A 14371-nucleotide genomic window follows, 5' to 3' on the forward strand; every position below is an offset into this window, starting at 1 on the left:
ATGCGCACGAACCTCCAGTTCCTCGACATGGAGGGCCGCTCGAGCTTCGTCGTGACCTCGAGCGTGCCGAGCGAGGGCAAGTCGACCACGACGATCAACCTCGCGATCGCCCTCGCGGATGCCGGCAAGCGCGTCGCGCTGCTCGACACCGACCTGCGCAAGCCGAAGGTGGCCGAGTACCTCGGGATCGAGGGCGGCGCGGGCCTGACCGACGTGCTGATCGGCCGGGCGCGGGTGGGTGACGTCATGCTGCCGTGGGGCCACCGCAGCATGTATGTGCTGCCGGCCGGGAAGATCCCACCGAACCCCAGTGAGCTGCTCGGATCGAAGCAGATGGAGACCCTCCTCAGCGTGCTGGAGCGCGACTTCGACGTGGTGCTGTGCGACGCGCCGCCGCTCCTTCCGGTGACCGACGGCGCCATCCTCGCCAAGTCCACCTCTGGCGCGATCGTGATCGTCGCCGCCGGGCGCACGAACCGCCACCAGCTCGGCGGCGCGGTCGACGCGCTCGGCACGGTCGGGGCGAAGATCGCCGGTGTCGCGCTGACCATGGTCCCCACGCGCGGACCGGATTCGTACTACGCCTACGGCGCCGGATACGGCTACGGGTACGGGTACCGCGAGCAGCCCGAGAAGAAGCGCGGCACGCGCCGCACCCCCGGCCCCGCTCCCGTCGAGCCCGAGACCGAGGCGGCTCCGATGGACGAGAGCTTCTTCGGGCTCGCGGCACCGGATGCCGCCGACCAGACCGCTCCGGATGCCACCGCCGATGCCGCGCCGCGCCGCCGATCGACGGCCACGCCCCCGGTTCCGGCCACGCGCGCCGAGGCCGCGAGCGCCGCACCCGAGCAAGCGCCGGAGGATGACTCCGCCTGGCGCCCGTCCGCCCCGTAGCCCGCGATGGCCGGGGGAAGGTCGGGCACACCGGCGGGTGCCCAGTGGGGCGCGGTCGCGCTCGTCGTCGTGCTCGCGATCGTCGTCGGCGCCGTCGCCTACATCGCCTACGACCGGGCGAACCCGGACGGCGGCGCTCAGAGCGCGGCGCCGGTCCCCACGTTCAGCCTCGGCGTGGAGTCCGCGTCTCCGACGCCGACCGAGGCCTCGCCCGACATCGCCGCCGTCGCGCGCGAGGACGATCGCTTCCTGTCGATCGGCTCCGGCGCCTGGTGGCGTTCCACCGCAGGGGTCTGCGGGGGCGATGAGCCGCTCGTCGAACGATCCGACGACGGCGGTCAGTCGTGGACGGATGTGACCGGTCGCTACCGCGACATCACCGCGGTGGCGGCGCTCGACGCGTTCGCCGAGACCGAGGCGGAGATGGTCGTCGCCGTGGGCGAGGGCTGCGAGACCCAGGGCTGGCGCACGTTCACGCAGGGAGCGTTCTGGGAGCCGTACGACGATCTCGTGCTGTCGGCGGCGCGCTACGTCTCCCCCGCTGACGCCGGAGTGGTGGAGCTGCCGTCGGGAGCGATCGATGCGCCGTGCGCCGACGCACGCGGCCTTCACGCCGCCGGTGACGTGGTGGCGCTGGTGTGCGACGCACAGGCATGGGTGCTCGACGCCGACGGCGCGACCTGGACGACGCTCGAGACCGACGGCGCCGCCGCTGTCGCCGTCGACGGCGCCGACGTCGTCGTGGCGGGGGCCGCCTCCGACTGCGCCGGAATCGCCCTGACCCGCTTCGCCGGCGCCGACCCGGCACAGCCGGCGGCCGCGGGATGCGCCGACGAGGCCGACGTGACCGCACCGACGGCCATCGCCGTCACCGGCGAGGGCACCGTGGTGTGGGCGGGCGAGACGCTCACGACCGTCAGCGGCTGACCGGACGCATCCGTCGCCCGGTCAGGGCATCGACTCGTGCAGCTCCCGGGCACGCAGGGTGCGGGCGGTCGTGACCGGATGCGCAGCGAGAACGACCTTTCCCCGCGAGTGAAGCTTGTGCAGGTCTTCGTACGCCTCGACGATGTCCTCGATCGGGTAGAGGCCTGAGACGAGGAGCCGGAAGGCGCCGATACCGGCCAGACGGGTGATGTGCCGCAGCCGCTCGGTGCCGTGCGCCACGGAGTCGGGGTCGTCGCGCAGCAGCGCGAGTTCGACGTCGCGCCGGTCCTCGCTCGAGCGATACCGCTCGGCGGGCACGCCCAGCGCTCCGGCGACGTCTTCGGTCTCTTTGCCGAAGTTGTCGATGTAGGCCGTGACCCTCGCGCCGCGGGCGGCCTTCTCGATGCGCTCGACGATGCCGGGGCCGTACTCGACCGGGGTGATGCCGATCTGTCGCAGGTAGTCGAAGTTGCGGGAACCGCACGTGCCGATCACGCGCGCGCCGCGATGCGCCGCGAGTTGCACCTGGATGCTCCCCACGCCGCCGGCGGCGGCCGTGACCACCAGCGTGTCGTCGGGCCCGATCCTCAGGTCCTCGAGCACTTCCAGCGCGGTCGCACCGGCGAGGTACAGCCCGCCGGCCGTCTCCCAGTCAACGCCGCCGGGCTTGGGCACGACCTGGTCCGCCGGAACGTTGAGGTGGCTGGCGTGGGCGCCGGTCCGCACGTGCCCGACCACATCCGCACCCACGCGGATCGACGAAACGTTCTCGCCGACCGCGGTGACGATGCCCGCGAAGTCGCTACCCGAGCCGCGCGGCCAGGGGTCGTCGGCCCAGGTCTCCTCGCGCCCGTTGCGCAGGAACACCTCCATGTGGTTGATGCCCGCGGCGATGACCTCGACGCTCACCTCGTCGGGGCCGGGAGCCGGCAGCGGGAACGAATGCCGGGCGAGAACGTCGGCATCCCCGTAGCGGGTGTAGCGGTAGGCGAATGCGGTGGGAGACTTCTTCGTTTTCATGGCGACCTCCGCAGAGGTATTCCGGATGACCCCCGCGGCCGGATGCACCCGTATGATGGTCGGACGCAAGGGGAGTACTCCCGTCTGCGGTGGATGCGTCATTACGGGCGCGACGGTGCGTTCCGCATCCACCGGGTCCGATCGGACCGGAAGAGACCTTGGCCCGTCAGCCGTCGTCTCTTGTCAGGAGCCCCATGTCCGTCACTCCGCTCGTCTGGATCATCACCCTCGCGGTGACCGTTGCGTTCTTCGTGTACGAGTTCTACGCCCACGTGCGAAAGCCCCACGAGCCCTCGATCGGCGAAGCCGCGCGCTGGTCGGCGTTCTACATCGGTCTCGCGCTGCTGTTCGGCGTAGGCCTGGGCGCCGTGGCGGGCTGGACGTACGGCGGCGAGTACTTCGCCGGGTACCTCACCGAGAAGGCCCTCTCGATCGACAACCTGTTCGTCTTCCTGCTGCTGATGACGAGCTTCGCGGTGCCGAAGATCTACCAGCAGAAGGTGCTGATGATCGGGATCGTCATCGCCCTCATCCTGCGCGGGGCGTTCATCGCGATCGGGGCCGGCCTCATCGCGAACTTCTCGTGGATCTTCTACCTCTTCGGCGCCCTGCTGCTGGTGCTCGCCTACCGTCAGGCGTTCGCCGGCGACGACCACGACCCCGCCAACGGGCGCTTCATGACCTTCGTGCGGCGCCACCTCCCGGTCAGCGACGCCTACGAGGGCGACCGGCTCACGGTCGTCAAGGACGGGCGCCGCTTCGTCACGCCGATGTTCCTTACCATCGTCGCGATCGGTTTCATCGACCTGATCTTCGCGGTCGACTCGATCCCGGCGATCTACGGGCTGACCGAAGAGGCGTACATCGTGTTCACCGCAAATGCCTTCGCCTTGATGGGGCTGCGCCAGCTGTACTTCCTCATCGGCGGCCTGCTCGAGCGCCTGGTCTACCTGGCGCAGGGGCTGGCGGTGATCCTGGGCTTCATCGGCGTGAAGCTGCTGCTGCACGCGCTCCACGTCAACGAGCTGCCGTTCATCAACGGCGGCGAGGGCGTCGAGTGGGCGCCGGAGATCCCCATCTGGTTCTCCCTGGTGTTCATCGGTGCCACGATCGCGGTGGCGACGGCGGCGAGCCTGCTGAAGACCCGCGCCGACCGCCGCGCCGAGATCGACGCCGGCTGACCCGCGCCGCCGGCGTCGTCACTCCTCCAGCGGACCGAGGCCGGGCTCGGCGACGAAGCGCGCCTCAGCGGCGACGACCTGCTCCCACTCGATGACGACGACGACGTTCCGGCCGTCCCGCACGACCGGTCCCGGCACATACAGGGTCCGCTGCGGACCGACCTGCCAGTAGCGGCCGAGCGGGAACCCGTTCACGAACGCGAATCCCTTGCCCCACACGGCCGTGTCCAGGAACAGGTCGACCCCGCCCACCGCGTCGAACTCTCCCACGAGCACGATCGGTCCGGCCAGCGATGCGGCCCCCGTCTCACCGGCCGAAACGGACGCGGCGACATCGCTCGCCTCCGGCCCGGCGAGGAACGAGGATGCGGCCGCCGACGCGAGCGCATCGACATCGACGGGGGTTGCCGCCCATCCGGTCAGCTCGGTCGCCCCGAGGCGGGCCGAGCCGATGAGCCCCTTCGCCTCGCCGAGACGCGATCCGTAGTTCACGCGTCCCTGGTCCTCGACCACGACGCGCAGGCGGCGGCCGGCGGGGATCGCCAGCGCCCGCTCTCCGAGAGTGCGGGAGATCCGTCCGACCGGGCGGTCATCGACCGACACCCACGCGAGGTCGCGCACCTCGTCGAACACGAGCGGCAGCGCGTCGGCGTCGAGGAACGCGTCATCGGGCAGGTCCGTCTCGTAGGCGACGACCGGCGTCAGCGCATCGATCTCGTCGAAGGTCGTCGGCCGCACGCTCCGCGCCGACGCCACCGGGTCGATCCACGGCATCCGCACACCGGCCGGGGCTAGGGCCACCGTCATCTCCGGAGCAGCCGGACGCGCCGGCGGCAGCTCGTCCGGGACCGGCGCGTACCGCGAGATCACCTCACGGAACGCGTGATACTTCTCGGTCGGGTGACCGCTCTCATCCAGCGGTGCGTCGTAGTCGTACGACGTGACCAGCGGCTTGTAACGACCCTTGTCGTTCGCACCCGCGGTTGCGCCGAAGTTGGTGCCGCCGTGGAACATGTAGAGATTCACGGATGCTCCCGCGGCGAGCAGTTCGTCGAGGTCGCGCGCGCTCGCGGCGGTGGCGGTGGTGTGGTGCACACCGCCCCACCAGTCGAACCAGCCGTTCCAGAACTCGGAGCACATCAGCGGGCCCGTGGGCTGGTGCCGGCGGAGCGTCGCGAGGCGTTCGGCGCTGCGCGACCCGAACGACGCCGTCAGGTGTGCTCCGGGGGTGCTGCCGTCGCGCAGCATGTGCGGCTGCGGCTGATCGACGGTGGTCAGCGGCACGGTGATCCCGGCCTCGCGCGTGATCCGCACCAGCTCGGCGAGGTAGGCTACGTCGCTGCCGTAGGCGCCGTATTCGTTCTCGATCTGCACGAGCACGACCGTGCCGTCGCGGTCGATCTGCCGGGGCGTGACGATGTCGTAGACGCGCCGCAGGTAGTCCACGACCGGCTCCAGGTAGCGGGGGTCACTCGAACGTGGCCGCACATCGCGCATCCGGGTGAGCCATACCGGCAGGCCGCCGTTGTGCCACTCGGCGCAGATGTAGGGGCCGGGTCGCACGATCGCGTGCATCCCCTCGTCGGCGACGATGTCGAGGAAGGCACCGACGTCGAGCGCTCCGGTCTGTTCCCACCTGCCGCGCACCGGTTCGTGGGCGTTCCAGGCGATGTACGTCTCGATGGTGTTCAGCCCCATGAGACGCGCCTTGCGCACGCGGTCACGCCACTGGTCGGGGTGCACGCGGAAGTAGTGGATCGTGCCCGAGAGGATGCGGTGGGGCTCACCGTCGAGCAGAAAGTCGGTGTCGCCGATCTCGAACGTCGTCATCGCTGTGTGGTGCCTCCCGCGCGACGAGGCCAGACGCCGCGGACCCGGCGATCATATCGATTCATCGCCGCCGAGCGGATACCACGCAGATTCAGTCCAGAAGCGCGCGAAGTCGAGCCGGGTCGGACTGGAACCACACGGCTCGGATGAGGTCGAACCCCTCGATCGCGTCGTACGGCGAGCTCGACGCCTCCGCCGGGTCGGGTCGGTAGCCGCGCGGCACGTCATCGACGTACTGGCCGTCGCGCGGTCCGCCGACGAGAACGTAGATCACCGCGCCTCCACAGCCACGCCGTCGACCGCCGCGGACATGCGCGTGAGGAAGCCGATCACGGCGTCGGCCTGCGCGGCGGTCATGCCCTCGACGGCGGCGTACATCCGCTCGTGCATCTCGCCCAATGTGCCGCGCACCTCGTCATCGGTCGCCGCGGTCGCGCGCACGAAGATGCTGCGGCGGTCTTCGGGATTGGCGACCCGCGTGATGTGTCCGGACTTCTCCAGCCGGTCCAGCAGAGCGGTCATTGACGCCGTCGACACCCCGAGATACGTCGCCAGTTCGACGGGCCGCACAAGGGCGTCGCCCTTGCGGATGAGGTACCTGAGCACGAGAAGCTCGTTCTCGCCCATCGCCATGGATTCTCGCGTGCGCCGCCGCATCGCCATCTCGGCGGCGCGATACAGACGCAGGGCCTCCAGCACCGCGCGGGATCGCGCTCTGGCTTCGGCGAGGTCGGCTTCGTACCAGTAGCCGGCGAGGTCCACCGTCGACCTCACCACCGGTCGGACGGGAGCGGATGTGCTCCGCTCGATGTCTCGTGCTGTCTTCACCGCTTCCTCCTCTCCGTGCGACCGATCGGGTCCTTCCTTGCGAAGTAACTATACAAACTAGTAAAAATACGTAAGAGTTACTCACATAGTAATCCACACGAGCCTGGAGGGGAATCTCATGGGACACCTTTATTACTCGAACGCCGTCGATCCGATCGAGCTCCCCGACCGTCTCCTTGCTCACATCAAGGTGATCGTCGGCACCAAGCTGCGCCGAGGCGAGAGCTTCACCCTGTCGTGGAAGCACGGCAAGGAGCAGCAGCCCGGACGCACGACGTTGTGGCTGCAGCCGGCCATTCCGCTCCGTTTCGTCTTTGACTCGGCCGAGCCGGAGAAGCTGAACCAGCCCGTCTTGAAGCACATGGCCGAGATGGCCAACTCCTCGGCCGGCCTCACCGTCGACATCGACGAGGAGATCCCCTCCTTCACCGAAACCCCCGCGCCGGCGCAGATGCGCCCCGCGGCACGACGCACCCCGGTGCGCGCCCGCACCACGGTCGCAGCCTGACACCTCGACCTGACGCCGGGGCACCCCGAATCCGGGTGCCCCTCCGGGCCGGCGCGGCGGAGTTCCCCCACTCCCCGCGCCGGCCGCTTTCGTCCGCATCCGGACGACGGCACCGATCGGCGAAAGCGAGATACACGAATGTATTGATGCCGGCCGGCGAAGTCGATAGATTGTCGATCGCCCGAACCTCGCACTCTTCGCCGCGCACCACGGCGGAGCGGTTCTCGCCAAACCCGTGCCCAACTCTGGGGATGGCCGGCGTTTGGGTGGTGGTCCCCTCGGCGACGTCGCCACCCCCTCCCCCCAGCAGCGGCACCGAGGGGGCCACCCTTTCCGATGCGCGCACGGAGGGGCTCCTCGCCTACCCGATGACGAGGAGCCCGGAATCCGTGATGTGCGCGTGCCTTCCCCAAGGTCGCTGACCACGGCTTCCCGCAGGCGGCAGAGTCGTCGCCGTCATCCGAGCACTGGGAGAAAATCGGATGCGCCGGCGACGTCCCGAACTGCCGATGGAGATCGTTTCGTGCCCTGCTCGTCAATCATCCGCCCGCTCACGGGCAGGGAAGAGGGCCTTGACGATTCGATCGAATCGCGCTAGTCACCTCCCTCGCTGCCCGGCTCCCTTCGGCCGCTCGATTCATGACGAGGGTGGCGCAGGTGCGATCGGCACCTCGAGCGTGAAGACGGTGCGACCGGAGCCGCTCGCGACGTGCGCCTCTCCCCCGTGCGCGTGCGCTGTGCCGGCGACGACGGTGAGCCCGAGTCCGAACCCTTGGATCGCCCGCGACATCGCCTGCGGGGTGCGGTAGAACCGGTCGTAGAGTCGGGCCTGCTCGTCGGGCGGGATGTCGGGTCCGGTGTTCGCGACGGCGATGCGCATCCGGTCGTCGTCTGTCCGCAGTTCGACCGTGATCGGCGTGCCGACGTCGCTGAACTTCACCGCGTTCACCAGCAGTTCCCGCACCGCCTGACTGAGGCGGGCACCGTCCACGGTGGCAAGCACCTCCTGGGGCGTTGTCACGGTGATGCGGCGCTCAACCTCGGGGTGGGCGTCTTCGACGACGGCGACGGCGCGGTCCACGAGCGCGGCGACATCCACCGTGCCGAGTCGGAGGGGCGCGTCGGACTCGGCAGCGGCGAGCATCTCCCGGATGCGGTCCATCAGGTCGGCGCTGCGACGACGGACGACGGCGAGATACTCACGCTGCTTGTCGGCATCGGGCGGCGTCTCCTCTTCGAGAAGGTCGAGGAATCCGAGGATGCCGGTCATCGGGGTGCGCAGCTCGTGGGAGACGGTCTCGAGGAACTGCTCGCGCAGCTCGGCCGCATGCGCGATCTCGGTGACGTCGTAGGCGATGAAGACCGTGCCGAGCAGTTCGCCGTTGTCACGGCGCACGCGCCGGGCCGAGGCGACGACCGCCGTCTGCTGACCGGGCTGGCCGATCCACGAGATGCCGTCGTCGAGCTCCTCGCCGCGCAGGGCGCGCGGCACGATCTGCTGCTCGGGCGGCACGGGCGTGACGCGATCGGCGGCGAAGACGGCACTGGCGAGGTAGGGCGGCGCCGCGAGGTCGATGCCCGCGAGCGCGGACAGCCGTGCCGCGTGGCCGTTTGCGGCGACGGGTCGACCGTCGGCGTCGAAGTGCACGATCGCGGCGTTGACCGTGTTGAGCACGTCGGCCAGAAGGATCTCTCCGTCGCGCGATGCCTGAAGCGCCTCGCGCGTGGCCCGCGCGCTCCGCCGGAGGCGCTGCGAGGCGAGCATGGCCACGATGCCGATCCCGACGCTGAGCATCGGAAGGCCGAGCACGTTGAACCACTCCTGCGCGGTCTCCGGCGGCGCCTGGTCGAGCAGGTACGGCAGCAGCGTGATGAAGGCGGCCCCGATGACGGCACCGAAGATCGCGTACCAGGCGAACCCGTAGGCGAGCCACAGGATCGGCAGGAGCGCGAGGCCGCCGACCCAGCCGAAGCTCGCGATCAGATCGGTCCGGAGGAACCCCACGGCGACGATGTCGAGAAGCGGGACGGCCGCGAGCCAGCAGGTGGCGAGACGCTCCCACGGGATCGCGATCCCGGCGACGGTGGCGACGATGATGAGGCCGAAGCCGACGTCGACCCACGGTGCGCCCAGCAGGTGCGGCGCCGAGACGGCGAGCGCGACGACGAGATACAGCACCGCGAGGAGGAACGGCAGCTGCCCACGTGCCAGCGCGCGGAAGCGCCACCGCACATCGCGATCGTCGGGCAGCGGGTGCATAGGGACAACTCTGGCGTGAAACGTTCCGATTTCCCAGCCTCCACGCCCCGTTTCGTCTCGTCGCTGCGCTCCTCGCTCAACGACCTACAGGCGCCACCCCACCCCGTTTCGTCTCGTCGCTGCGATCCTCGCTCAACGACCAGTTCTCGGTCGTTGAGCGAGCGGAGCGAGACGAAACGTCGCCGCCCACCGGTCGTTGAGCGAGCAGAGCGAGACGAAGCGTCCGCGTCAGCGGATGCGGGCGCGAAGCGCGTCCTCGGAGGTCTCCCGGTCCACGAGCACCGCGCGCGCGAGGTCGCGGGCATCCTCGACGTTCCACAGCAGCACACCCACGGGCGCGCCGGACGCGTCGCGGTAGTACACGACGGCGCGGTCGTCGCCGAGGTCGACCGTCAGCGGGTCGCACGAGGCGTCGACCGTGCCGACAGCCTCCCACCGCGTGCCGAACACCTGCGAATAGAAGTACGGCGTGTGCGAATACGGCGTCTCCTCCCCCGCCATCGACCGCCCCACGGCCTCCCCCATCTCGTTCGCGTTGTCGACGTGCTCGACGCGCGTGCGCCCGAGGATCGGATCAGGGTACTCGGCGATGTCACCCGCGGCCCAGATGGAGCGGTCGTTGGTGAGAAGGTGCTCGTCGACCAGCACGCCGTCGTCGATGGCGAGCTCGGCCGCCACCGCGAGGTCGACGACCGGATCGGCCCCGAGCCCGATCACGACCGCGTCGCCGGCGCGCTCCTGACCGTCGTCGAGCACGGCGTGCAGCACGTTGCCCTCGGCGCGGATCTCCTCGACGCGCCGCACGGGCACGAGGTCGACTCCCCCGTCGACGAACAGCTTCTCGTATCGCTCGGCGAGCGCGGGCGGGAACTGCGAGGCTCCGAGCGTGGCGTCGGCGAAGACGAGTTCGGTCTCGACGCCGTTCTGCGCGAGCGCCGCGGCGATCTCGGTGCCGATGTATCCGCCGCCGACGACGATGATGCGCCCGCCCCGTTCGGCGAGCTCGCGCAGGCGCCGGTAGTCCTCGGCGGAGCGGAACGCGAGGATGCGATCATCGCCCTCCGGCGCGGGGATCGTGCGCGGCGTCGACCCGGTCGCGAGCAGCAGGCGCCGGTAGCCGACCAACTCCCCGTCGCCGGTCTCGACGGCTCGCGAGAAGCGGTCGATGCGGGTGACCAGGGTGTTCAGGCGCAGCTCGGCACCCGTGTCGGCGACGGTGTTCAGCGGCACCTGGTCCCACGTGAAGTCCGGATCGGTCCACAGCTTCTTCGACAGCGCCGGCCGCGTGTACGGCTCATCGGTATCGGCGCTGAGGATGCCGATGGTGCCGGCGGTGTCGCGCTCGCGGATGCCGCGCGCGGCCGCGTCGGCGACCATCCCGCCGCCGATGATCAGGTAGTCGTAGGTCGTGATGTCATCGCCCATGGGTACCTCCTCAGATCGTGGCGACCGAGCCGGAGTCGACCCGGTAGTTCGCGCCGTTGACGAACGACGCGTGCTCGGAGCACAGGAACGCGATCACGGCGGCGACCTCGGCCGGCTCGCCGCGGCGCTTCAGCTCCATGTAGGGGCGCTCCTCGTCGAGGAACGACGTGATGGCCTCGTCGAACGACGTGCCGAGCTCCGCGGAGCGCTTCTCCATCATCGCGTCGGTCATGGGCGTGTGGATGAACGCCGGCGACACCGCGTTCACGAGCAGGCCCTCCCGGGCGTACGAGCGCGAGAGGCCCTTCGCCAGGGCGAGGATTCCGGCCTTGGCCGCGCAGTACGGGAGCTCGTCGTCGTAGGGCTGCACCGCATCCTCCGACGCGAGGAAGATCAGGCGGCCCCATCCGCCCGTGCGGAGATCCGGGAGGAACTCGCGCACGAGACGCACGGGTCCGTGGAGGTCGATGTCGATGGTGGAGGTCCATCCCTCGTCGTCGATCTCGTGGAAAAGGCCCTGCGCGCCGGTGACCCCGGCCGACTGCACGAGGATGTCGATGGTGCCGACCGCCGCGGAGGTCTTGCGGTGCAGCTCGGCCAGGTCCGCGGTGTCGGTGACATCGGCGGCGTAGGCGAAGAGCGCACCGTCGGGTGCGTCGAGTTTCGCCGCGGCCTCGTCGAGGGAGCTCTGATCCTTGTCGCTCAGCACGACGATCGCGCCTTCGGCGAGGAGCATGCGCGCCGTCTCCCAGCCGATGCCGGAGTCTCCGCCGGTGATGAGGGCCTTCTTGCCGGTGATTCCAAGGTCCATGTCGGATGCCTTTCTGTCGATGGTGGGGCAGGTGAGGGTGCGGGGTGCGTTTCGTCTCGCTCCGCTCGCTCAACGACCGGGGCGGCGGGGTTGTCGGTCGTTGAGCGAGGAGCGCAGCGACGAGACGAAACGGTGGCCGCGGCGATCACGACGCCGTCTCCGCGCCGAAGGTGTGCACCGGGCGTCCGGTCGCGCGGGTGCGGATCCGCAGGATCGATCCGCTCAGGGGCGACGCCTCGAGATCCTCCTCCGTGAGGTTCTCGCGCGCCGTGCCGACGAGCAGCTGATCGCGATCCGGGCCCGCGAAGGCGACCGACGTCACGTTCGGCGCCGGCATCGGGAGATGCGCGATGACCTCGCCGTCCGCCGACCAGCAGAGCACCTCGCCCCCGCCGTACACGCCGTTCCAGAACCGCCCATCGGTGTCGAGGGCGAGCCCGTCGGAGGCATGCCCGACCAGGAACGGCTCCAGCTCGCCGAGCGGGGCGGCGCCCGCGGCGTACGACCCGCGGTACACGGTCTGCGTCGCGGTGTCGGTGACGTACATCTCGCGTGCGTCGTCGGACCATTCGAAACCGTTCGCCACACCGAATCCCCCGCACAGCACCTCGAGCCGGCCGTCGGCGTCGGCGAGATACAGGCCGGCGTCGGGGTCGCCCACCGTGACGTCCATCGCGCCGACGACGAACCGCCCGTACGGGTCGACCTTGCCCTCGTTGAATCGGATGCCGCTATGGGCGTGCGTCACGCTGGCGAGCTCATCCACCACCGTGCCGTCGGGCCCGAGCAGTACGACCCGATCCTTCAGTGCCGCGACGAAGCCGCCGCCCTGCGCGGGCTGCACGGCGCTCACCGGCGCCGGGAGCGCCACGACGACATCGTCAGAGCCGTCCACCGCCCCGTCGAACCGACCGCGATGCAGGGTTCCGGCGGTGATGTCGACCCACACGACCTCGCCGGCGCGGTCATCCCAGAAGATGCTCTCGACGAGCACCGACGTGAGAGACCGGAACACCTCGACCTCGCCGCGGATCTCAGCGGTCACCGAGCACCTCCCCGGGGATCAGCTGCTCCATCGTGAGAGCGGCGTTGATGAGCGCGAGGTGGCTGAGCGCCTGCGGGAGGTTCCCCCAGAAGGCTCCGTCGTCCTCGGCGATCATCTCCGCGAAGATGCCGACATCGTTGCCGCGGGAGACCAGGTCGTCCATCGCGGCGAGCGCCTCCTCGTGGCGTCCGACACAGGCGAGAGCACTCGCCCGCCAGAATGCGCAGGCGACGAAGGTGTGCTCTTCGCGGTCCATTCCGGTGTAGCGATACAGCAGCGGGCCGGCACCGAGCTCGGCGGTCAGCCGGTCGATGGTGCGCGACATCCGCTCGCCGCGGTCGAACCCGCTCTCGGCGTGCAGCAGCACCGACGCGTCGAGGTCGGAGGTGCCGGGATGCATCACGTACGCCCCGGCATCGTCGGACCAGCCGTGTTCGTGCACCCACGCCTCGATGAGGGCCATCTCGGTGCGCCAGCGCTCGGGCTCTCCGGGGATGACCTCGAGCTCGGCCAGGTGCACGGCGTCGCGGAGCGCCTGCCAGCAGCCCATCTTCGACGACGTGTAGTGCTGCACCTCGTCGAGCTCCCACATGCCCGAGTCGGGGTTGCGCCACACGTCGCAGGTGCGGTCCGCCATGTTCGCGAGGAGCCGCCCGGTCGCGGTGTCGAGCACGTTGCCGGCGTCGACGTAGGTTCGGCAGATCGAGAAGAGGTCGCCGTAGACGCCGAGCTGCAGCTGATCGTTGGCGGGGTTTCCGGCCACGACCGGGCCGATGCCGCGCCATCCGGCCACATCGAAGGTCTGCGTGCCGTCGATGAGGCCACCGCGCAGGTCGTACATCACGTGCAGGTCGGGTCCCTGCTCGCGGATCGTGCGCACGAGCCACGAGATCGACGCGTGCGTCTCCTCCCGCAGCCCGAACCGCACCAGCGCCCGTGCGGTGTAGGCGAGGTCGCGCACCCACGCGAGCCGGTACTCCCAGTTCTTGCCGCCGCGTGCGCTCTCGGGGAGCGAGGTCGTCGCCGCCGCCGCGATGGCGCCGGTCGGAGCGTAGATGAGGAGCTTGAGGGCAAGGGCGCTGCGCTGCACGTCGCGCGCCCACGGACCGCTGTAGCCGAACTCTCGCGACCACAGCCGCCACTGGTCGACGGTGCGGTCGATGCCTCGCTGCACGTTTCCGGGCACCGGGAAGTGCAGCGGCTCGCCGTCGGTGGCCGAGATCACCAGCAGGTGGCGGGATTCCTCGCCGGTCGTGAAGCGGCCGGAGATCGCCGGACGCCCGTCGATGTCGTCGGCGTCGGAGGGGCCGTGGCTCTCGCCGTCGACGGCGAGCGAGGTCGCACCCACGCGCAGGATGCGACGATCGCGCACGTGCTCGAGCCACGGCCCCGCGGTCTGCAGCCGGGTGCCGGGGGTCACGGCCCACGCGAACTCCACCGTCCCTTTCACGCCGTCGATGCGGCGGGCGAGCTCGGCCCACGGGAGGCGGCCGGCGACGCCGGTGACCATGGTGTCGGTGACGCGGGCGCGACCGGACGCCGTGTCGAACGTCGTGACGAGCACGTTGGTGTTCGCGACGTAGTGGCGGCGAACGGTGTAGGCCTCGACGGGTTCGAGGTCGATGCACCCGCCGGTGGCGTC

The 14371-nt window shown here is 70.1% G+C and carries 13 protein-coding genes; 4 read left to right on the plus strand and 9 right to left on the minus strand.

Annotation, left to right across the window (positions count from 1 at the left end):
- Both B4E30_RS01370 and B4E30_RS01375 read left to right on the plus strand, forming a co-directional pair.
- A partial coding sequence (locus tag B4E30_RS01370) for a tyrosine-protein kinase family protein (RefSeq protein ID WP_286793182.1) occupies positions 1–894 on the plus strand: 894 nt, incomplete at its 5' end.
- Between the two features lie 6 nt (positions 895–900).
- Positions 901–1821, plus strand: a complete 921-nt coding sequence (locus tag B4E30_RS01375; protein WP_286793183.1) for a hypothetical protein — start codon at positions 901–903, stop codon at positions 1819–1821.
- A gap of 21 nt (positions 1822–1842) precedes the next feature.
- Here the strand turns inward: B4E30_RS01375 and B4E30_RS01380 are convergent, their stop codons facing one another.
- Positions 1843–2841 carry an NADP-dependent oxidoreductase gene (locus B4E30_RS01380; protein ID WP_286793184.1) on the minus strand — a complete coding sequence of 333 codons (999 nt, stop codon included), beginning with the start codon at positions 2839–2841 and terminating at the stop codon, positions 1843–1845.
- 194 nt (positions 2842–3035) lie between these two features.
- On the opposite strand from B4E30_RS01380, the gene B4E30_RS01385 reads away from it, so the two are divergent.
- A complete protein-coding gene (locus B4E30_RS01385; protein WP_286793185.1) occupies positions 3036–4022 on the plus strand; it encodes a TerC family protein in 987 nt (328 codons plus the stop codon).
- An 18-nt stretch (positions 4023–4040) separates the two neighbouring features.
- Here B4E30_RS01385 and B4E30_RS01390 read toward each other — a convergent pair whose 3' ends face one another.
- The 3 genes from B4E30_RS01390 to B4E30_RS01400 form a co-directional block, all read right to left on the minus strand.
- Positions 4041–5852 carry a glycoside hydrolase family 35 protein gene (locus B4E30_RS01390; RefSeq protein ID WP_286793186.1) on the minus strand — a complete coding sequence of 604 codons (1812 nt, stop codon included), beginning with the start codon at positions 5850–5852 and terminating at the stop codon, positions 4041–4043.
- A gap of 91 nt (positions 5853–5943) precedes the next feature.
- The gene (locus B4E30_RS01395; RefSeq protein WP_286793187.1) at positions 5944–6126 is read right to left on the minus strand and encodes a hypothetical protein; all 183 of its coding nucleotides are present in this window, start codon (positions 6124–6126) and stop codon (positions 5944–5946) included.
- The gene (locus B4E30_RS01400; protein ID WP_348670276.1) at positions 6123–6680 is read right to left on the minus strand and encodes a MarR family winged helix-turn-helix transcriptional regulator; all 558 of its coding nucleotides are present in this window, start codon (positions 6678–6680) and stop codon (positions 6123–6125) included. The genes B4E30_RS01395 and B4E30_RS01400 overlap by 4 nt, the downstream gene beginning before the upstream one ends.
- Before the next feature lie 118 nt (positions 6681–6798).
- On the opposite strand from B4E30_RS01400, the gene B4E30_RS01405 reads away from it, so the two are divergent.
- Positions 6799–7188, plus strand: a complete 390-nt coding sequence (locus tag B4E30_RS01405; RefSeq protein ID WP_286793188.1) for a hypothetical protein — start codon at positions 6799–6801, stop codon at positions 7186–7188.
- Between the two features lie 637 nt (positions 7189–7825).
- On the opposite strand, the gene B4E30_RS01410 is transcribed toward B4E30_RS01405, so the two are convergent.
- The 5 genes from B4E30_RS01410 to B4E30_RS01430 form a co-directional block, all read right to left on the minus strand.
- Positions 7826–9448 (minus strand): sensor histidine kinase, encoded by a 1623-nt coding sequence (locus tag B4E30_RS01410; RefSeq protein ID WP_286793189.1) that lies wholly within the window; start codon positions 9446–9448, stop codon positions 7826–7828.
- A gap of 228 nt (positions 9449–9676) precedes the next feature.
- Complete coding sequence (locus B4E30_RS01415) at positions 9677–10873, minus strand: NAD(P)/FAD-dependent oxidoreductase (protein ID WP_286793190.1); 1197 nt, start codon at positions 10871–10873, stop codon at positions 9677–9679.
- 10 nt (positions 10874–10883) lie between these two features.
- Positions 10884–11684 carry an SDR family NAD(P)-dependent oxidoreductase gene (locus tag B4E30_RS01420; protein WP_286793191.1) on the minus strand — a complete coding sequence of 267 codons (801 nt, stop codon included), beginning with the start codon at positions 11682–11684 and terminating at the stop codon, positions 10884–10886.
- Positions 11685–11829: 145 nt separating this feature from the next.
- A complete protein-coding gene (locus B4E30_RS01425) occupies positions 11830–12729 on the minus strand; it encodes an SMP-30/gluconolactonase/LRE family protein (protein ID WP_286793192.1) in 900 nt (299 codons plus the stop codon).
- On the minus strand, positions 12719–14371 hold a 1653-nt coding region (locus B4E30_RS01430; protein ID WP_286793193.1), incomplete at its 5' end, for a glycoside hydrolase family 15 protein. The genes B4E30_RS01430 and B4E30_RS01425, both read right to left, overlap by 11 nt.

The organism is Microbacterium sp. UBA3394 (assembly GCF_002358725.1).
Classification (GTDB): Bacteria; Actinomycetota; Actinomycetes; order Actinomycetales; family Microbacteriaceae; genus Microbacterium; species Microbacterium luteum.

Coding starts and splice junctions, on each gene's coding strand:
- B4E30_RS01375 (WP_286793183.1), top strand. CDS start 901: ATGGCCGGGGGAAGGTCGGGCACACCGGCGGGTGCCCAGTGGGGCGCG.
- B4E30_RS01380 (WP_286793184.1), bottom strand. CDS start 2,841: ATGAAAACGAAGAAGTCTCCCACCGCATTCGCCTACCGCTACACCCGC.
- B4E30_RS01385 (WP_286793185.1), top strand. CDS start 3,036: ATGTCCGTCACTCCGCTCGTCTGGATCATCACCCTCGCGGTGACCGTT.
- B4E30_RS01390 (WP_286793186.1), bottom strand. CDS start 5,852: ATGACGACGTTCGAGATCGGCGACACCGACTTTCTGCTCGACGGTGAG.
- B4E30_RS01405 (WP_286793188.1), top strand. CDS start 6,799: ATGGGACACCTTTATTACTCGAACGCCGTCGATCCGATCGAGCTCCCC.
- B4E30_RS01410 (WP_286793189.1), bottom strand. CDS start 9,448: ATGCACCCGCTGCCCGACGATCGCGATGTGCGGTGGCGCTTCCGCGCG.
- B4E30_RS01415 (WP_286793190.1), bottom strand. CDS start 10,873: ATGGGCGATGACATCACGACCTACGACTACCTGATCATCGGCGGCGGG.
- B4E30_RS01420 (WP_286793191.1), bottom strand. CDS start 11,684: ATGGACCTTGGAATCACCGGCAAGAAGGCCCTCATCACCGGCGGAGAC.